The organism is Marinomonas shanghaiensis (assembly GCF_003259175.1).
Lineage (GTDB): Bacteria > Pseudomonadota > Gammaproteobacteria > Pseudomonadales > Marinomonadaceae > Marinomonas > Marinomonas shanghaiensis.
This window is the reverse complement of sequence record NZ_QGOK01000015.1, coordinates 1-18,652: the sequence shown is the minus strand read 5'-3', so window position 1 is coordinate 18,652 and position 18,652 is coordinate 1. Positions and strand designations below refer to the sequence as shown.

16 protein-coding genes are annotated in these 18,652 nt (G+C 44.1%); 6 read left to right on the top strand and 10 right to left on the bottom strand.

Features of this window, described 5'->3' with window-relative positions:
- Nucleotides 1-151: 151 nt before the first annotated feature.
- On the top strand, nt 152-1,204 hold the full coding sequence (locus DKT73_RS12695; RefSeq protein ID WP_111638932.1) for an aldo/keto reductase: 1,053 nt from the start codon (nt 152-154) through the stop codon (nt 1,202-1,204).
- A 166-nt stretch (nt 1,205-1,370) separates the two neighbouring features.
- On the opposite strand, the gene fusA is transcribed toward DKT73_RS12695, so the two are convergent.
- The 4 genes from fusA to DKT73_RS12675 form a co-directional block, all read right to left on the bottom strand.
- Complete coding sequence (gene fusA, locus DKT73_RS12690) at nt 1,371-3,461, bottom strand: elongation factor G (protein WP_111638931.1); 2,091 nt, start codon at nt 3,459-3,461, stop codon at nt 1,371-1,373.
- Nucleotides 3,462-3,947: 486 nt separating this feature from the next.
- Nucleotides 3,948-4,616, bottom strand: a complete 669-nt coding sequence (locus tag DKT73_RS12685; RefSeq protein ID WP_111638930.1) for a TIGR04211 family SH3 domain-containing protein — start codon at nt 4,614-4,616, stop codon at nt 3,948-3,950.
- A gap of 123 nt (nt 4,617-4,739) precedes the next feature.
- Nucleotides 4,740-5,216 (bottom strand): DUF934 domain-containing protein, encoded by a 477-nt coding sequence (locus DKT73_RS12680; RefSeq protein ID WP_111638929.1) that lies wholly within the window; start codon nt 5,214-5,216, stop codon nt 4,740-4,742.
- Nucleotides 5,200-6,861 (bottom strand): nitrite/sulfite reductase, encoded by a 1,662-nt coding sequence (locus tag DKT73_RS12675; protein ID WP_111638928.1) that lies wholly within the window; start codon nt 6,859-6,861, stop codon nt 5,200-5,202. The genes DKT73_RS12680 and DKT73_RS12675 overlap by 17 nt, the downstream gene beginning before the upstream one ends.
- A gap of 250 nt (nt 6,862-7,111) precedes the next feature.
- Here DKT73_RS12675 and nfuA point away from each other — a divergent pair, with 250 nt between their 5' ends.
- Entirely contained in the window at nt 7,112-7,693 is a 582-nt protein-coding gene (nfuA, locus tag DKT73_RS12670; RefSeq protein ID WP_111638927.1) for a Fe-S biogenesis protein NfuA, read from the top strand.
- Nucleotides 7,694-7,779: 86 nt separating this feature from the next.
- Here the strand turns inward: nfuA and DKT73_RS12665 are convergent, their stop codons facing one another.
- The gene (locus DKT73_RS12665) at nt 7,780-8,856 is read right to left on the bottom strand and encodes a 3-deoxy-7-phosphoheptulonate synthase (protein WP_111638926.1); all 1,077 of its coding nucleotides are present in this window, start codon (nt 8,854-8,856) and stop codon (nt 7,780-7,782) included.
- A 96-nt stretch (nt 8,857-8,952) separates the two neighbouring features.
- The gene (locus DKT73_RS12660) at nt 8,953-9,714 is read right to left on the bottom strand and encodes a sulfite exporter TauE/SafE family protein (RefSeq protein ID WP_111638925.1); all 762 of its coding nucleotides are present in this window, start codon (nt 9,712-9,714) and stop codon (nt 8,953-8,955) included.
- 108 nt (nt 9,715-9,822) lie between these two features.
- Between DKT73_RS12660 and cysB the strand changes: the two genes are divergently transcribed.
- Nucleotides 9,823-10,797 (top strand): HTH-type transcriptional regulator CysB, encoded by a 975-nt coding sequence (gene cysB, locus DKT73_RS12655; protein ID WP_111638924.1) that lies wholly within the window; start codon nt 9,823-9,825, stop codon nt 10,795-10,797.
- A gap of 87 nt (nt 10,798-10,884) precedes the next feature.
- Here cysB and wrbA read toward each other — a convergent pair whose 3' ends face one another.
- From wrbA to DKT73_RS12635, 4 genes are all read right to left on the bottom strand, one after another.
- Complete coding sequence (gene wrbA, locus DKT73_RS12650) at nt 10,885-11,487, bottom strand: NAD(P)H:quinone oxidoreductase (RefSeq protein WP_111638923.1); 603 nt, start codon at nt 11,485-11,487, stop codon at nt 10,885-10,887.
- Between the two features lie 28 nt (nt 11,488-11,515).
- Nucleotides 11,516-11,860, bottom strand: a complete 345-nt coding sequence (gene arsC / locus DKT73_RS12645; protein WP_111638922.1) for an arsenate reductase (glutaredoxin) — start codon at nt 11,858-11,860, stop codon at nt 11,516-11,518.
- An 84-nt stretch (nt 11,861-11,944) separates the two neighbouring features.
- Entirely contained in the window at nt 11,945-13,669 is a 1,725-nt protein-coding gene (locus DKT73_RS12640) for a proline--tRNA ligase (protein ID WP_111638921.1), read from the bottom strand.
- A gap of 77 nt (nt 13,670-13,746) precedes the next feature.
- Nucleotides 13,747-14,616 (bottom strand): SMP-30/gluconolactonase/LRE family protein, encoded by an 870-nt coding sequence (locus DKT73_RS12635; protein ID WP_111638920.1) that lies wholly within the window; start codon nt 14,614-14,616, stop codon nt 13,747-13,749.
- Between the two features lie 85 nt (nt 14,617-14,701).
- Here DKT73_RS12635 and DKT73_RS12630 point away from each other — a divergent pair, with 85 nt between their 5' ends.
- The 3 genes from DKT73_RS12630 to DKT73_RS12620 all read left to right on the top strand — a co-directional run bounded on the left by DKT73_RS12630 (nt 14,702) and on the right by DKT73_RS12620 (nt 18,492).
- On the top strand, nt 14,702-15,145 hold the full coding sequence (locus DKT73_RS12630; RefSeq protein WP_111638919.1) for an HIT domain-containing protein: 444 nt from the start codon (nt 14,702-14,704) through the stop codon (nt 15,143-15,145).
- 62 nt (nt 15,146-15,207) lie between these two features.
- Nucleotides 15,208-16,809, top strand: a complete 1,602-nt coding sequence (locus DKT73_RS12625) for a DUF2786 domain-containing protein (RefSeq protein ID WP_111638918.1) — start codon at nt 15,208-15,210, stop codon at nt 16,807-16,809.
- A gap of 165 nt (nt 16,810-16,974) precedes the next feature.
- A complete protein-coding gene (locus DKT73_RS12620; protein WP_111638917.1) occupies nt 16,975-18,492 on the top strand; it encodes a fumarate hydratase in 1,518 nt (505 codons plus the stop codon).
- Nucleotides 18,493-18,652: the final 160 nt, after the last annotated feature.

Below are 18,652 nucleotides of genomic sequence, written 5' to 3'. Positions count from 1 at the left end.
CGTTTAGGTGAAGTGGCGTATTGGTGATGTTGTGTCTCCTTATTGTTTTCATTGATAAAACTGGCGAGTGAGCGGTTTTTTTATTACATTGTCTCTTTGGTTTATCTTTTTGCATCTTGTATGTGTCACTTGGATTTGAAGGATTGAGAGAATGAAATACGTTCCACTCGGCCGAACTGGCTTAGAAGTTTCTCGTGTTTGCTTGGGTACTATGACTTGGGGGACGCAAAACAACCAAGCCGATGCGGATGTACAGATTGAATATGCGTTAGCAAATGGTGTGAATTTTATTGATACGGCTGAGATGTATTCTGTTCCGCCAACGCCAGAGTCTTACGGTAAAACGGAAACCATCATAGGGAATTGGCTCTCTCGCAACCCATCTCGTCGTAAAGAGTTTGTGCTTGCTACGAAGATTGCTGGTCCTGGTATGAAATACGTACGTAACGGTAGCAATATCTCTGGTAAGACAGTTATTGAAGCGGTTGATGCTTCTTTAAAGCGTTTGCAAACAGATTATATTGACCTTTATCAGCTTCATTGGCCAAATCGTTCTACTCCTCACTTTGCTAAGCATTTTCCTGGTGTTATCAGTTTTACCGATGTTGATCGTGAAGATCACTCTGCTCAGATGTTGGATATTTTGCAAGGGCTTGATGCTTGTATTAAAGCGGGCAAAATTCGTCATTTTGGTTTGTCTGATGACACCACTTGGGGGATTAATGAGTTCATTCGTCTGAGTGAAAAGCATGATTTGCCTCGAGTTGCTTCTATTCAAAATGAGTTTAGTTTATTGCATACAAAAGACTGGCCTTATTTGATCGAAAACTGTGTGCACGAGGATGTGGCGTATTTGCCTTGGTCGCCTTTAGCAGCTGGTGCTTTAACGGGGAAATATCTTGGTGGTGCTCGTCCTGAAGGGAGTCGTTGGACATATTCGCAGCGCAATGGGATTTTCCGTGATACCCCTTTGGTGGATAAGGCGGTGAGTGCCTATATTGAAGTTGCTAAGAAACATGGCTTTACAGCGGCTCAGCTTGCTCTTGCTTGGTGTGATCAGGTGGATGGGGTGAGTTCAACTATCATTGGTGCGACCTCATTGGAGCAGCTTAAAGAAGATATGGCCGCATTTGATATGGTGCTATCTGAAGAGGCGCTCAAAGATATTATGGCCGTCTTTAAAGAATATCCAGTGCCTTTTTAGTTGCTAGACTAGCGAGTTGGAATGAACTTAAAAAGCGCTTCGGCGCTTTTTTTATTTCTTTAAAATGAGGTGGCTGGCTAAGTGTTATCTCGTCTTTATTTTTAGCAATAAAAAACCCGATACACAAGTGTATCGGGTTTTTTTAGAAACTAATAAAAACGAGTGATTAGTTCTTTTCTCTTTCTTTCTTTTCTTTAACAGCAGCGATAACTGTTTCAGCTACGTTAGAAGGACATGGTAGGTAGTGAGAGAACTCCATAGAGAACTGACCACGACCAGATGTCATTGTACGTAGAGTACTGATGTAACCAAACATTTCAGAAAGAGGTACTTCCGCTTTGATGCGAACGCCTGTTAGGCCTTTCTCTTGGTCTTTGATCATGCCGCGACGACGGTTAAGGTCACCGATTACGTCACCAACGTGGTCATCTGGAGTGAACACGTCAACTTTCATGATTGGTTCGATCAATTGTGGGCCAGCTTTTGGCACAGATTGACGGAATGCACCTTTTGCTGCGATTTCGAAGGCAATCGCAGAAGAGTCAACCGCGTGGAAGCCACCGTCAAACAATTCAACTTCAACGTCTAGTACAGGGAAGCCTGCTAGAACGCCTTGGTTCATCATAGACTTGAAGCCTTTTTCAACCGCAGGGAAGAATTCTTTTGGTACGTTACCACCAACAACGGTAGAAGTGAACTTGAAGCCAGAACCCACTTCACCTGGTTTGATGCGGTAGTCGATCTTACCGAATTGACCAGAACCACCAGATTGTTTCTTGTGCGTGTAAGTATCTTCAATCGATTTAGTGATCGTTTCGCGGTAAGCAACCTGTGGTTGACCAACGATTAGATCTACACCGTAAGTACGTTTTAAGATATCTACTTTGATGTCTAGGTGAAGCTCGCCCATGCCTTTAAGGATAGTTTCGCCAGAATCTTGATCCGTTTCAACGCGGAAAGTTGGATCTTCTGCAACCATTTTACCGATAGCAATACCCATCTTCTCGTTACCACCTTTGTCTTTTGGTGTAACAGAGATAGAAATTACTGGCTCAGGGAAAACCATCGCTTCAAGTGTACAAGGGTGTTTTGGATCACATAGAGTGTGACCAGTTTGAACGTTCTTCATGCCTACGATAGCAATGATGTCGCCCGCTTGCGCCGTGCTGATTTCGTTACGATCGTTTGCTTGCATTTCCACCATGCGACCTACACGTTCAGTTTTGCCCGTGAAGCTGTTAAGAATGGTGTCGCCTTTGTTCAATACGCCTGAGTAGATACGTACGAAAGTAAGAGCACCGAAACGGTCGTCCATGATTTTGAATGCAAGGGCTTTAAGAGGCTCTTTAGCATCAACAATCGCTTTCGCACCAGTTGGGTTACCTTCTTCGTCAGTAAGATCTTGAGGCTCTACTTCAGTTGGGCTTGGTAGGTAGTCAACAACCGCATCTAGAAGAAGTTGCATGCCTTTGTTTTTAAAAGCAGAACCACAGTATGTTGGGAAGAATGCTAGATCACGAGTACCGATACGGATGCAGCGTTTTAGGTCTTCAATAGAAGGCTCTTCGCCGTCCATGTAAGCCATCATCACGTCATCGTCTTGCTCAACCGCAGTTTCGATTAGCTTTTCACGGTATTCTTCAACAATCTCTTCCATGTCAGCTGGAATGTCTTCAACGCTGTAGTTTTCTGGTTGGCCAGATTCGTCCCAGATGTACGCTTTGCGAGTTAGCAGATCAACAACACCTGAGAATTGGTCTTCAGTACCAATAGGTAGAACCATGATTAGTGGTGTCGCGCCTAGTACTTTTTTAACTTGTTCTGTTACACGGAAGAAGTTAGCGCCAAGACGGTCTAGTTTGTTAACGAAAATCAGACGTGAAACTTCTGAATCGTTCGCGTAACGCCAGTTTGTTTCTGATTGTGGTTCAACACCACCAGAACCACAGAATACACCGATACCACCATCAAGAACTTTTAGGGAACGGTATACTTCTACTGTGAAGTCAACGTGTCCAGGTGTGTCGATAACGTTAAAGCGGTGATCTTTCCAAAAACAACTAACAGCCGCAGACTGGATGGTAATACCGCGCTCCGCTTCTTGTTCCATGAAGTCAGTAGTAGATTCACCCTCGTGAACTTCACCGATTTTGTGGATCATACCGGTAAGTTTAAGAATACGTTCTGTGGTGGTGGTTTTGCCCGCGTCAACGTGAGCAAAAATACCGATGTTTCTGTATTTTGATAAGTCAGCCATTACATTACTCTAAATAAGTGAGGACGAAATTTGCGCGTTAGTATACAAGACTTTTTGCTTTGTAGTCAGGTATTTCGCGCTATTCTATTATATTTTATGTGTTTAAAGGAAGGGTAAGATAAAAGCATTTTAGAAATGAATAGTAAGATGATGGAATTGTGATGAAAATGTTTCTAAAAGCTCTTATCTCGGCCCCTTTTGTTCTTTATGTCAAAAGTGGTTAATCGATCTCATTGTCATTCTAGCTTCGTTTGGTTAAGACTGGCTGTGTATGAAAACATCAAGGGCATGATTGAGAGGGTGGGGTAATAGTGGTTTGTCCGATAACAAACAGTCTGTTTGCTCTGAGTGCGAAAGTACAAGGAGAGAGGTTTAGGGTGAAGGTGTTTGGTTTTTTTGGGTTAAGCACCAGAGGCAACGACGCTTGTTTTAGTTAATTTGAAAAACTAAGAACAATCAATCGGTACCTCTATGCCATTATTTTGATCAGCCCCAAGAGCCAGAACTGTTCTTTTTACGTCTTAGCATGGGCAATAAAGTGCCCAGTAATAAACCGCCAAACAGTGTGGCCGCACCAATAATAAACCATTGTTGCTGGGTTGTATCTTGCAGTTTTTCCGATTGGGCGATGGCGGCGTCTGCTTGTTGTTTTAGACTTTCTAGTTGATAACTTGCGTCGTTATTTTGGGAAACAATGACTTGTGCTTTTTTCGTTAAGTTTACCGCTTCTTGCAATTGTTGCTTAAGAGCGTTGTTTTCTTCTTTTAGGGTATTATTGAGGTTGTTGAGTTCTTGGATTTTGCCTTGGCTCAAGTTGAGCGATTTTGCTATCTCTTCACGGCTAGCCGCACTTTTGTCGAGCTCAGTCTGCATTGCGTCCAGCTGATCTCTCGTAATGATGTTGTCACTCAGAAAATAATCAGCCACCCAGCCTTCGTTGCCGCTGGGGGTGCGAACCTTAGTGTAGCCTTCGCTTTGTTCTAATACCTCGAGTGGTGTACCGCTTTTTAAGCCTCTTTCTACCGCTCTTGTGTTGTTATCAAGTCCTTCTCTAATGGCGACAAATTGGATGTCGGAGATGTACACTGTCGCTGAGTGCGCAGTGGCAGAAAGTAGTAGGCCAACAATTAGGCCTGTAATGCGTTTTTTAGACACGTTAAGTTCCTTTAACAATCAATCACTTTATCTAATTAGTACGATAATCATGAGGTGATCATTACGCAATAGAAAAGGCCATCGTAATGGCCTTTTCTGTGGTTTTAATTGTAAAAAGTATGGTTAACGGCGTAGAAACAGCGGTCTTGGTTCCGAAACATCACCCTGATACGCGATCGAGAAGGACTTATGCAAAAGAAGCGCTTTTTCTAAATCGACGCTTTCATTAAATTGAAAGCTGTTAAATCCGACTCGTAAAAGATAGCCCAATTGGTCAGGTATGAAGTTGCCAAGTGCTCTGATTTCGCCTTGGTAGTTCAATCTTTCTCTGAGAAGGCGTGCATAACTGAAGCCTCTTCCATCGGTAAAGGCTGGAAAATGTACGCCAATAACATCAAATTGGGTTAAGTCAACGCCCTCTAGAAACTCAACCCCGTCACCGGCTTCAAGCCAAATGCCTGCGATACCGGTCATTGTATCTTTTTCCGTTAGCCACTTTTGCGCGGCAACAATACTGGTTGCGGTTACTTCTTGTTCCGCCTCTTGTAGCCAGTGGTATTGGTTTTCGATGATTTCACCGTTTTTAATTAGCTTTGGCATAAGCGGCCTCTTTAAATGGTGTGATGCCAACGCGGCGATAAGTGTCGATGAAACGTTCATCTTCATAGCGGTTTTCGACGTAAACATTCATCAGCTTCTGAATAACACTACTGATTTCTTCTTGAGCAAAGGAGGGGCCTAAGATTTTGCCTATGCTTGCGTCGTGGCCAGATGCGCCTCCGATAGAAATTTGATAAAACTCCTCGCCTTTTTTATCTACCCCCAAGATGCCTATGTTGCCGACATGGTGGTGACCACATGCGTTCATACAGCCAGAAATGTTCAGGTCAATATTGCCTAGGTCGTATAGGTAGTCTAGATCATTGAATGTTTCTTGGATTTGAGCGGCAATGGGGATTGATTTAGCGTTTGCTAGGGCGCAGAAATCACCGCCTGGGCAGCAAATCATGTCGGTTAATAGGCCAAGCGTTGGGGTCGCAAAACCTGCCTCTTTGGCGGCATCCCAAAGTTCTACTAATTGGTCTTGGCGGACATCTGCTAGAACAAGATTTTGTTCATGGCTCACGCGCAGTTCGCCAAAACTGAATCGATCGGCAAGATCAGCCGCTTTGTGCATTTGCTCGGCAGTTGCATCGCCTGGTGCTTGACCTGCTTTTTTCAGTGTCAGTGTTACTATGCGGTAACCCGCTTTTTTGTGTTCGAATGTATTGCGTTCGAACCAACGAGCAAAGCCGGCACTGTCTGCTAGTTTGCTGGTCAAACTTGCAGGATTGTTTTCCAATGCATTGTAGTTTGGTTCGCTAAAAAAGCTTTGTAAGCGTTCGAATTCACTCATTGGAACTGTGCTTTCTTTACCGCGTAAATGTTGCCATTCTGCTTCAACACGGTTGCGGAACTCTTCAATGCCAAGGGCTTTGACCAATATTTTGATACGAGCCTTGTATTTGTTGTCACGACGGCCTTGTTGGTTGTAGACGCGAATAATGGCATCAAGATACGTCAATAGGTCCATTCGTGGAATGAATTCACTGATGGTAACGCCAACCATAGGTGTACGGCCTAAACCGCCACCAACGATGACTTTAAAGCCGATTTCGCCAGCGTCATTTTTCTTAATATGTAAGCCAATGTCATGCACTTGTGTCGCTGCGCGATCCGCGGATTCGGTGGCGTTGACAGCGATCTTGAATTTACGTGGCAAAAAGGCAAATTCTGGGTGAAAAGTAGACCATTGACGAATCAGTTCGCAGTATGGGCGTGGGTCAACGATTTCATCAGAGATGACGCCTGCGTACTGGTCAGTCGTTGTATTACGAATGCAGTTACCGCTTGTTTGAACAGCGTGCATTTGCACTTGTGCCAGTTCTGCCAAAATATCCGGCACATCTTCTATCTTTGGCCAGTTCAGTTGCAGGTTTTGACGCGTACTAAAATGACCATATGATCTGTCATAGCGACAGCTAATATCGGCCAGTTTTCTTAACTGCGCGCTGGATAGCATTCCATATGGAATCGCAATGCGTAGCATAGGGGCGTAGCGTTGCACATAAAGACCATTTTGCAGTCTCAATGGTAAGAATTCTTGATCGCTCAATTCTTTGTTTAAATAGCGGCGTGTCTGGTCGCGGAATTGTGCTACACGCTCTTCAACAAGCTGTTGGTCAATGGCGTCGTACTGATACATAGTGAAATGAACCGTGGTTGATAAATGTAAGTTGACCCATGTTAGCAAATATCCTTTATTCTAAAAATGAATATTTATCTATATCTTTAGGGGTTTTCCTAATAAGCCTTATTAAGAATCTTATGATGAGAAAAAGCCGCGAATAGAAAGAGGAAAAATACCCTACTTTTTTACTTGGTCTTTGGCTTTGCGCTTCTTCTCCTGTAATATAGTGTGCATTGATCGTTATGTAGATTTTGAAAGGGTTATTATGAATATTACAATTACTGATGGTGCCCAAGAATATCTTTCCTCGTTACTAGAAAAACAAGGCGTTGAAGGTATTGCTGTGCGAATTTTCATTCAGCAGCCGGGTACGCCTTATGCTGAAACATGCCTTGCTTATTGCCGTCCAGATGAAGTGAATGAGACAGATGAAATTTTGAATCTGCCAAAGTTAAAAGTATATATTGAAAAAAATTCAGTCAACTTTTTGGATGAAGCTTTTGTCGATTACGCCACAGAAAAAATGGGTGGTCAGTTAACGATTAAGGCGCCTAATGCTAAAATGCCGAAAGTTACGTCAGACAGTCCGATAGAAGATCAGATTAATTACGTGCTCTATTCCGATATCAATCCAGGTTTGGCGGCTCATGGTGGTGAAGTGAGTCTGCTTGAAGTGATTGATGGCAAAATTGCTGTATTGAAATTTGGCGGTGGTTGCCAAGGCTGTAGTGCGGTGGATCTTACTCTTAAAGAAGGTGTGGAAAAAACCTTGATGGAGAAGGTGCCAGGCTTGACTGCAGTAAAAGATTCAACGGATCATACTGTCACTGATAACGCGTTCATGTAAATTTCTTTACCGAAGAAAGCGTTATGTAAAAAAAGGGGCATCTCTTAATTGAGGTGCCCCTTTTTTGTTAGATGTTTTTCTAATATTTATCCGCGCTGGCGTTTGGGTAATACATCACGCAAAGCGTTTGCCATCTCGGTCAGTGCTTTTTCAGTGGTTTCCCAATCAATGCAGGCGTCTGTAATAGACACACCGTATTCTAGATCGCTTAGGTTAGCAGGTACTTTTTGATTGCCCCAGCCAATGTTGCTTTCTATCATTAATCCCATAATGGATTGGTTTCCATTAATGATCTGTTGAGTTGAATCTTCTGCAACCGTTATTTGACGCTCAGGCTTTTTGCTGGAGTTCTCGTGAGACGTGTCCACCATGATGTTCACTTTGAGATTGGCTTTTGCTAATTCCTGCTCAGCTTCGACAACAAATTTTGCTTCGTAGTTAGGTTTGCCGCCGCCGCCACGAAGTACAATGTGACCGTAATCATTGCCTTTTGTGTTGACAACTGTAACTTGGCCTTCTTCGTTGATACCCAAGAAAGAGTGCGGGTGAGAAACAGATTGCATGGCATTAATCGCTACCGTCAGGCCGCCATCAGTGCCGTTTTTAAAGCCAACTGGGCCAGACAAGCCAGATGCCATTTCTCGGTGTGTTTGCGACTCAGTGGTCCGAGCGCCAATAGCAGACCAGCTAATTAGGTCTTGAATGTACTGTGGTGAGATAGGGTCTAGGGCTTCAGTGGCAAGAGGTAGGCCAAGTTCAGCTAAATCGATTAATAGCTTACGGCCAATGCGAATGCCTTTGTTGATATCAAAAGTGCCATCTAGATTAGGGTCGTTTATCAAACCTTTCCAGCCAACGGTTGTGCGTGGTTTTTCAAAATAAGCGCGCATGATGATGTAGAGAGTATCATCCAGTTTTTCGGCCAGCCCTTTTAGGCGTGTAGCATAATCGAGTGCAGCTTGTGGGTCGTGAATAGAGCATGGTCCAATAACGATCGCTAGGCGATGGTCTTTACCATCCATAATATTTTTGATGATGTCACGTGATTGGGCTACGTGGCTGCTGATATTTTCGCTTACTGGCAGCTCTTTCTTCAATTGACTCGGTGTTACCAGCGGGGTAAAAGAGGCAATATTTAAGTCTTCAAGACGTTTGTTACTCATTGCGGGGTTTCCTGCTTTTTTGCTTTTAGTTATAGCTGCTTACAATATCGTGTTTTTCTCTTTGAATGAACCGCTTAGCCGCGATTTTTTGACTTTTTAGAAGAAAAGATACTTCACCCCAAAAGAGAGTAAAGCTGTTGCTAGCAAAGGTTGTAGTACATGGTTTGGCACATGGCTGGCGATACGTGTTCCTATGTATATTGTTGGTATGGAGCCGATCAAAAGGGCCGCCAGCAATGTGTAGTCAACATTCCCTAAAAAAATATGCCCCGTGCCTGCAACTAGGGTGAGGGGGACGGCATGAGCAAGATCAGTGCCGACAATGTTTCTTGCCCTCATGGCGGGAAATAATATCATCATAATGGCCGTTCCTAAGGCGCCAGCGCCAACTGACGTCAGTGTGACAAGGACGCCTAAAATAAAGCCACAGACAAACACAATCTTTGTACTATTGTGCTCAGCTATATTGACGCTTAATGCATTTGTAAGCTTGGCTCTAAATAAGATGACAATAGCGGTTAGAAGCAGCATGACTCCCAGCGTACTGGTTAAGATTTCTTGGTAATGGTCTGGCTTTTCAAATTGAGACAGTGCCCAGACGGTGATAAAAGAGGCGGGGATGCTTCCTGCTGCCATGGCGAAAACGATTTTCCAGTTCACATTGCCGCGTTTTGCATGCATCACGACGCCAGTGCTTTTCGCTATACCGGCATACATTAGGTCTGTGCCAATGGCGATATGAGGCGGAAAGCCGAACATTAATAAAAGTGGCGTCATAAGTGAGCCGCCGCCAACGCCGGTAATGCCGACTGCCAATCCAACGGCCGCACCTGCGCAAATGTACCAAAGAAAATCCATTAGAACGCCATATTGAGGTTATTTAAGCTGGCAACACTAGAGGTTTTTTACTATTCTATAAAGTAATATTTTATTATGTTTTTAACTCTTTTTCGAATAAGGCTCGCGATGAAGTTACAACAGCTTAGGTACATATGGGAAGTGGCGCGTCATGACTTAAATGTTTCAGCGACGGCGCAAAGTTTATACACGTCACAGCCTGGCGTTAGCAAACAGATTCGTCTTTTAGAGGATGAGCTGGGTGTTGAGGTGTTTGCGAGGAGTGGAAAGCACTTGACACATATTACGCCAGCGGGTGAAAAAATTATTGCTTTGGCCGGAGAGGTTTTGAGTCAGACGCAAAATATTAAACGTGTTGCAAAAGAATTTAGTGATGAGCGCAAAGGTTCTCTTGATATTGCAACGACTCATACGCAAGCGCGGTATGCACTGCCCAAGGTTATTAATCAGTTTATTGAAGGGTATCCTGATGTGAGTTTGCATATGCATCAAGGTACACCGATGCAGATTGCCGAAATGGCAAACGATGGCGTGGTGGATTTTGCGATTGCAACAGAGGCGTTGGAGCTGTTTGGAAACTTGGTCATGCTGCCTTGTTATACTTGGAATCGTTCTGTGGTTGTGCCAAAAGGGCATCCTTTGGCGCAAGTTAAAAAGCTTACTTTGCAAGCCTTGGCTGAGTATCCAATTGTGACTTATGTCTTTGGTTTTACTGGGCGTTCACAATTAGATCAGGCTTTCCAGGACGCGGATTTGCAGCCTAACGTTGTTTTTACCGCTGCTGACTCTGATGTTATAAAAACATACGTTCGATTAGGTCTTGGGGTGGGGATTGTTGCGTCAATGGCGCATGACGATGTGCAGGACACGGATTTGGTTGCTCTTGATGCCTCTCATCTTTTTGCGGACAGTTGTACCAAGATAGGCATTCGCAGTAGCACGTTTATTCGAGGTTATATGTATAAGTTTATTGAGTCATTTGCGCCCCATCTTACAAAGGATTTGGTTATGGCGGCAATGGCGGCGGGCAATCGACAAGATGTTGAGCTGCTGTTTAAAGATATTGAGCTGCCACGACATTGATGTAAGTTTCTTGTTTGAAAGAAAATCAAAAAGCCGCCGCGAATGTTCGAATGGCGGCTTTTTTGTCTTTGCTGGTGCGTCAGATGTTTATTTTTGTAGCTTTATTGCCATCTCTGCGATGCGCTTTCCTTGTGCTTCGCACAGTGCTTTTTCATCATCGGTTAGTGTTGTCTCATGCGTGCTGTTGGCAAGATGGCTGGCGCCGTAAGGCGTGCCGCCAGCTGTTGTGCTAATCAGCTCTTTGTTTTTATAGGGGAGGCCGAGCCAAACCATGCCATGATGAAGTAAGGGGGTCATCATGCTATGGATGCACTGTTCTTGGCCGCCATGCATGGTGCTGGCGCTTGTAAAGCCGCAAGCAGGCTTGTCTATTAATCTTCCAGTTAACCATAATGTCGATGTCTGGTCGATAAAGTGCTTAAGTGGTGCTGCCATGCTGCCAAAATAAGATGGTGAGCCTATAGCCAGTCCGGAACAGCTGGCCAGCTCTTCCAGTGTGCAGTAAGGAGCGCCTTCATCAGGCAGTGCTGGTGAAGCGATCGTCGTAATGTCAGACACTTCTGGTACTTGGCGTATTTTTGCTTCCATGCCATTGACTTTATTGACGCCTCGGGCGATGTGTTTTGCCATTTCTGCAATTGAGCCGTGTCGGCTATAAAATAAAATCAAGACGTAAGGTGGCTGAGTCATTCAATGATTCCTATTTAGTTACTTTCACTTACTCAAACAAAGCCAAAACGCTTTCCGGTGGGCGGCCAATTTTTGCTTTGTTGTTGTGTATGACGATGGGGCGTTCTATTAAAATTGGGTGGGTATGCAGGGCTTCTATACACTCTTCGTCTGTTGAATCTTTGTCTAGATTAAGCTCTTTGAAAGTGGATTCTTTGGTGCGCATGAGCTCTAACGGTGTTATCGCAAGCTGTGTCAATAGTGTTTTGATTTCTTCAACACTGGGGGTGTCTTGTAAATATAAGCGAATCTCAGGTTGGATGTTATGTTTTGCTAGAAGTTCTAAGGTTTGGCGGGATTTTGAGCAGCGAGGGTTGTGGTAAATGGTGGTCATGTTTGCCCCTTTTTTACGATGGGATATTTCTATAGAGATGGAAAAGCCTAACGGAAGTGATTGCTTTCGTTAGGCTTGATCGTTTTATTTTTTGCTTAGAATAAACTCGATTGCGTCAGCAATGGCGATGTCTTCGTTGTCACTTGCTTTGCGGTATCTGTATTCCAATGTGCCTTTTTCTAGCCCTTTGTCACCAACGACCAATCGATGTGGAATGCCGAGTAGTTCGCAGTCTGCGAATTTAACACCTGGGCGCTCTTTGCGATCGTCTAATAATACGTCTAAACCTTTTGCTTTGAGTTCAGCATACAAGCGGTCACATTCAGTGCGGACGGCTTCAGACTTGTCATAGTTCATTGCAACAATGGCGATATCGAATGGTGCAATGCTTTCCGGCCACAAAATGCCTTTTTCGTCGAAGTTTTGTTCGATTGCGGCCGCAACAATGCGAGAAACGCCAATGCCATAACAGCCCATGTGCATGATTTGTGCTTTGCCGTTTTCATCTAGAACCGTAGCTTTTAGTGCTTCTGCGTATTGCTGACCAAGCTGGAAGATGTGGCCTACTTCGATGCCGCGTTTAATGACGATAGTGCCTTGTCCGTCTGGAGATGGGTCGCCTTCAACGACGTTGCGGATGTCGGCAATCTCAAATGCCGCGCAATCACGTTCCCAGTTCAAGCCGGTAAAGTGATAATCGTCTTTGTTTGCGCCAGCGCAGAAGTCTGACATAACGGCTGCTGAACGATCTGCAATGACACGAACGCCTTTTTCCGCTAAGCCTTTTGGTCCAATTGAACCTGGAGCGCAGCCAATCTTGGCGATGATGTCTGCTTCATCCGCAAATTCAAATGGAGAAACGATGCCAGATAATTTCTCGACTTTGATTTCGTTGATGTTATGGTCGCCACGAAGCACAAGGGCTGCTATGGTGGGCTCATTGTCTTCATCAAGGGCTTTTACTAGCATGGTTTTTACCGTGCTGGTGACATCGAGTTTCAAGAATTCAGCCACTTTTTGAATGGTTTTGCAGTCAGGCGTGAATACTTCTTGTATGTCTTGTGTGGGGGCGTCGGCTTTTTCTTTTAAGCAGATGGCTTCAGCAAGCTCAATGTTGGCGGCAAAATCGGATGAATCGCTGAACGCAATGTCATCTTCACCGGAGTCAGCCAGTACATGAAATTCATGTGAGTAAGCGCCACCGATACTGCCTGTGTCTGCGCGCACAGGGCGATAATCCAGCCCGATACGATCAAACACGTTGCAGTAGGCTTGATGCATTACGTCATAGGTTTCTTGTAGCGATTCAGCACCAACGTGAAACGAATAGGCGTCTTTCATGCAAAACTCGCGGGAACGCATTACGCCAAAGCGAGGGCGAACTTCGTCACGAAATTTGGTTTGTATCTGAAAGAAGTTGATTGGCAGTTGTTTATAACTGGTCAATTCATTACGCGCAAGTTCAGTAATCACTTCTTCATGGGTTGGTCCAAGGCAATAGTCGCGACCATGGCGATCCTGTAGGCGAAGAAGTTCTGGGCCATACTTCTGCCAGCGTCCTGTTTCTTGCCATAGTTCTGCGGGTTGAACGCCAGGCATGATGACTTCAAGTGAGCCGGCTTTCTCCATTTCGTCACGAACAATGTTTTCGACTTTGCGAAAAACTTTTAATCCTGTCGGCAGCCAAGTGTATAAGCCTTTTGACACTTGACGAATCATGCCTGCGCGAATCATTAGCTGGTGGCTGGTGACGACGGCATCAGTAGGGGCATCGCGTAATGTAGAGAATAAATAATTGCTTGCACGCATAATAATCTTTGTACTTTAAGGTTGAGTGATTAATGTAAGATTGCAAAATATAAAGCGGAATCATAACGCTAAGTGTTTTAGCCAGCGAAGCGAGGCTCAATTTGACCTTTTACATTGGTTTTAAGGGCAAAAATTCCGCCAGCATGGGGGAATTGTTTTAGTTCATCTTCAGTTTGTGCCCCACGGCAAGTGCTCACAAATAGCGTTTTCATATCGGGTCCACCAAAAGCAACCATGGTTGGGTAGGTGGCTGGAACCGGATATTCTTCCAAAATTTTGCCTTGAGGGCTGATTTTAACAACGCGTTGACCTTGATAAAGAGCAGACCAATAGTTGCCTTCGCTGTCTACTGCGGCGCCATCAGGACGACCATTGCCATGTGGAAACTGGATGAATACGCGTTTATTGGTTGCCACACCGCTTTCTACATCATAATCGAACTGGTACACCACATGGTTTGGCGTATCGGAGTAATACATGATGGTGTTATCGGGTGAGAAGGCTAAACCGTTTGATGTCCACGCAGCTTGGTCTATAAGAACATCTTTTCCTTGGCTAAATTGATGTAAAGCGCCTTTAAATGCATCCTTAGGTGAGTACATTGTACCCGCTAAAAAGCGTCCTTTTGCGTCGCAGCGTCCATCGTTAAAACGCGTGGTTTTTTGATCGTAAGAGGCAGGCCAATAGGGTTTTAAAGCGGCATTGAATTGTTCGAATGTGTAAACACCAGAGCGGAAGGCGGCAATAAAACCATCTTGTTCGTCTAAAGCGAAACAGCCTATTTCTTCATCAAATTTACGATGTACTAGGCTTTTGGATTTTGTGTCATAAGCGTATAGTATGAAAGAATCTATATCGACAAAATAGAGCGTTTGAGTACGTTCGTCCCAACGAGGACATTCGGCTAATTTTGCTTGTGCATCTATTGCACACTGCATATCAGTCATGCGGGCTCCAAGTCTCTGAGAGTTTTAGAAAATAGGGTGCTATAGTGCTTATGAAAGCCGTTTTTGTAAATAGGAAGATGTAAAGATGTTTGAGTTAGATCCAGTATTGAGTCGTGATTCCATCCTTGTTGGGCACTTTTCACTGTGTCAGCTTCGTCTGATTAATGATGCTCAGTTTCCTTGGTTTATACTGGTGCCACAGAGAAATGATATTACTGAAATATATCAATTAGTAGAAGCAGATCGTCAACAGCTAATGGCAGAAAGTTGCCTTTTAGCGGAAGTGCTTCATGATGCTTTTTCGGCGACTAAGCTAAATATTGCCGCCATTGGTAATCAAGTGCCTCAGCTGCACGTGCATCATATCGTACGTTACAAGGCAGATCCTTGTTGGCCCGGTCCGGTTTGGGGTAAATTAGCCGCTATTCCTTATGAAAAGCAAAACTTGGCTGAGATATTGCAAAAGGTTCATTCATTGTTAAGTGATGACTTAACTTTGCCGAGCAATGACGCAGAGCTGTATTATTAGATAAGCTTCTGAATTTATAATCTATACTGGGTGATAATTAGCCAACTTGGAACGCATGTTTTATGAGCATCAGCAAAAGGAAGAAGGCCATACAAAAAGTTGTTAAATTGTTAAATTTAGCTACTTCCACTAATTCAAGTGAATCTGTCATGGCTCTGCGCCATGCAGAATCTTTAATTAGGCAGTATCAGGTTGCTCAAAAAGAGCTACCTATCTTGCAATTGTGTGATCGTTCCATGCTTTATCGTGTAAGTTGGGGTGGTGCTGCGCCACGTCATCAAAAAGACAATCCGGTCAAACCTGCATCTGAAGGTTCGGTTTATCAGCGTCGTTTCAGTGAAAAAAATAGTGATGCCAGTAGGGCGTATGAATCAGCGCGTACTATTTTGGATGATATAGATCTATCTGGTTATCAAGAGTCGGATGAGGCTTTTAAAGAGTCTTCTACTGTTGAAAGTGTTGAAAGTGTTGATGTCGATGATGTTGTGCCTGAAAATAGGTTGGATGGTGTGGAAATGGCAGCTCAGTCTGTTGTAAGTGATAGTGGACAAGATAGCACAACAAGCTATACGTCTAGTGACAATGTTATTAATGCGACGAGAGCCTTCCGTCCCGATGGATATGAATTTACTGAAACGCTAAAAACACAATATGCGACCAGTAATCCAAGTGTCCCCTTTGTTGAGGATAGTTACTGGTCTAATGTCTATGAAAAGCTTGTCGATTTTGATGAGCTTAAAGTTCAAGCGGACATAGAGGCGCTAAATAAGCAGCTTCTTTTGGCTCAAGAGAATTTGCAGCTCAAAAAGAAGAAGCGTTATGAGCATGAGCAAAATGAGATTCAAGAGCGCTCCGAGCGAGCTCGTATTGAACAGAGTTTTGAAGAAGCTATTGAGCGTGCTTTTCAAGCAAGAGCCAAATCTTACGAGGCATGGGAAAATAGCTGTACTAAAGTTCGTATGGAGCGTCTGCGAGAAGAGCAGGAAGCGGTTCAAGGGTACGACGCTATTAGTCATGCACTGACAAAGAACAAAGAATCCTTTAAGCAACATTTGCAGCGTAAAGAAGACTACAGAGCGGCGAAAATTATGCATGAGCTGCGTCGTCATCTTGCCTTGGCTGTTTCGGTTGGTGCTGAAGCCTCGGCATCCTATGAAAAAGTGATTGATATTATGTCGGAGAATGGTCTGTCTCTTAAAGATCTAGAGTTTTCAGATATAAAAAATAAGAGTTTATTTATTCGATTGCTGGAGCGTGAGTCCGCCAGTATTTCTGATGTGCATGCAAGAGAGGCGCATACGGAAGAAATGTTAGACAAGTTTTTAACTTCTAGCCAAGCTAAGAAAGAGTCTCGTGCGTCAGAAAATCCGATTCAGCACATTCAGCGCTTGCTTGTTGCAGCAAGTGAGGGTGGGCAATTCGAGGCTCAGAAAAATCTAGAGCAAGTTATTTATCTAATGGAAACCAATGGTATAGGCGTAAGAGACATTGGTTATGGGTTTATTAAAAAGTATTCTGTTTTTATTCGTTTAATTAATTGGGAGGCGGAGCGCATTGCCTCTTTGCCTGAGCGTGAAAAATTCACGGCCCAAATTTTAGAAGAGTACATTCAGCACTCTGTGCAAAAACCTAAGTCTGATAGAGAGCAAAAAGCGAACCGCTGATGCGTATATAGCGGTATGCTCTTAATTTCTTAACTATATACCCCTCATTCATGCAATTGATGAGGGGTATATAGCTTTAAAACCCACCTTAATGCTTTCTTTGCAGGTCCGCATCTTTTACCATTTCATTTTCGATTCAATCGTAATACTCAGCAGGAGAGAAGCATGAGCATTATCAAAGAAGATGATCTGATCGATAGCGTCGCTGACGCATTGCAGTTTATCTCTTACTACCATCCTCTGGATTTTGTAAAAGCCGTACATGAAGCCTACGAACGAGAGGAAAGTAAGGCTGCAAAAGATTCTATGGCGCAAATTCTTATTAATTCTCGCATGTGTGCGGAAGGCAAGCGTCCGATTTGTCAGGATACGGGGATTGTTACCGTGTTTGTCAAGATTGGTATGAATGTTCAGTGGGAAAGTACTAGAAGTGTCACTGATATGATTAATGAAGGTGTGCGCCGTGCTTATCTTCATCCTGATAATGTATTGCGTGCGTCTATTCTTGCTGATCCTGCGGGTGCTCGTAAAAACACCAAAGACAACACGCCTGCCGTGATTCATATGGAGGTAGTGCCTGGTGATACAGTAGAGGTTCATGTTGCTGCGAAAGGTGGTGGTTCTGAAAATAAGTCTAAACTGGCTATGCTGAATCCTTCTGATGATATCGTTGAATGGGTTAAGAAGACAGTTCCTACTATGGGGGCGGGCTGGTGTCCTCCAGGAATGCTTGGTATCGGCATCGGTGGTACCGCAGAGAAAGCCATGGTGATGGCGAAAGAATCTCTAATGGAGCCAATTGATATTCACGAATTGAAGGCTCGTGGTCCACAGACTCGTGTGGAAGAGCTTCGTCTTGCTATTTTTGAGGCGGTTAACAATTTGGGTATTGGTGCGCAAGGGCTTGGTGGTTTGACAACGGTTCTTGATGTGAAAATCATGGATTACCCAACCCATGCGGCTTCTTTGCCCGTTGCAATGATTCCAAACTGTGCGGCTACACGCCATGCGCATTTCGTGCTTGATGGTTCTGGCCCTGCTGATCTTGTGCCGCCTTCGTTGGATGACTGGCCAGAAATCACTTGGGAAGTGGGTGAAAGTGTGCGTCGAGTTGACTTAAACACTATTACGCCTGAGCAGGTAAAAGAGTGGCAGCCTGGTGAAACGATTTTGCTGAATGGCAAAATGTTGACAGGTCGTGATGCGGCCCATAAGAAAATGGTTGAGATGATGGCGAATGGGGAAGAACTCCCAGTCGATCTGAAAGGGCGCTTTATTTATTACGTAGGGCCTGTTGACCCTGTAAGAGATGAGGCTGTCGGTCCGGCGGGCCCAACTACCGCGACTCGAATGGATAAGTTCACCAGAACGATCCTTGATAAAACGGGGTTGCTTGGCATGATTGGTAAATCTGAGCGTGGCCCTGTTGCTATTGAAGCTATTAAGGAATTTGGTGCGGTTTATCTTATGGCGGTAGGTGGTGCGGCTTACTTGGTTTCCAAAGCGATTAAAAAAGCGGATGTTGTTGCTTTTCCAGAATTGGGGATGGAGGCAATATATGAATTTGATGTTGTTGATATGCCTGTAACGGTTGCTGTTGATACTGCTGGTACGTCTGTGCATATTACGGGCCCAGCAGAATGGAAAGCGAGAATTGAAGCGCAGGCGCTTGAAATAAAATAATCGGACTGCGGTAGTTTTTGAAAAAAAACCATTACATTATTCGATGTGGTGGTTTTTTGTTTAAAAAAGAGTTGCATGGATAAAAATACTCTGTATTATACACGACCTCAGCCGCATAATGAGTGCGGTGACGCTCTTTAAAATAGATAATCAGATAATT

Bases quoted from the DNA above. Each gene is read 5' to 3' on its own strand.
- DKT73_RS12695 (WP_111638932.1), top strand. From the start codon at position 152: ATGAAATACGTTCCACTCGGCCGAACTGGCTTAGAAGTTTCTCGTGTT.
- DKT73_RS12635 (WP_111638920.1), bottom strand. From the start codon at position 14,616: ATGACTGATATGCAGTGTGCAATAGATGCACAAGCAAAATTAGCCGAA.
- DKT73_RS12630 (WP_111638919.1), top strand. From the start codon at position 14,702: ATGTTTGAGTTAGATCCAGTATTGAGTCGTGATTCCATCCTTGTTGGG.
- fusA (WP_111638931.1), bottom strand. From the start codon at position 3,461: ATGGCTGACTTATCAAAATACAGAAACATCGGTATTTTTGCTCACGTT.
- wrbA (WP_111638923.1), bottom strand. From the start codon at position 11,487: ATGACTCAGCCACCTTACGTCTTGATTTTATTTTATAGCCGACACGGC.
- DKT73_RS12675 (WP_111638928.1), bottom strand. From the start codon at position 6,861: ATGTATCAGTACGACGCCATTGACCAACAGCTTGTTGAAGAGCGTGTA.
- DKT73_RS12680 (WP_111638929.1), bottom strand. From the start codon at position 5,216: ATGCCAAAGCTAATTAAAAACGGTGAAATCATCGAAAACCAATACCAC.
- DKT73_RS12660 (WP_111638925.1), bottom strand. From the start codon at position 9,714: ATGGATTTTCTTTGGTACATTTGCGCAGGTGCGGCCGTTGGATTGGCA.
- DKT73_RS12665 (WP_111638926.1), bottom strand. From the start codon at position 8,856: ATGAGTAACAAACGTCTTGAAGACTTAAATATTGCCTCTTTTACCCCG.
- arsC (WP_111638922.1), bottom strand. From the start codon at position 11,860: ATGACCACCATTTACCACAACCCTCGCTGCTCAAAATCCCGCCAAACC.
- DKT73_RS12640 (WP_111638921.1), bottom strand. From the start codon at position 13,669: ATGCGTGCAAGCAATTATTTATTCTCTACATTACGCGATGCCCCTACT.
- DKT73_RS12620 (WP_111638917.1), top strand. From the start codon at position 16,975: ATGAGCATTATCAAAGAAGATGATCTGATCGATAGCGTCGCTGACGCA.
- DKT73_RS12625 (WP_111638918.1), top strand. From the start codon at position 15,208: ATGAGCATCAGCAAAAGGAAGAAGGCCATACAAAAAGTTGTTAAATTG.
- cysB (WP_111638924.1), top strand. From the start codon at position 9,823: ATGAAGTTACAACAGCTTAGGTACATATGGGAAGTGGCGCGTCATGAC.
- nfuA (WP_111638927.1), top strand. From the start codon at position 7,112: ATGAATATTACAATTACTGATGGTGCCCAAGAATATCTTTCCTCGTTA.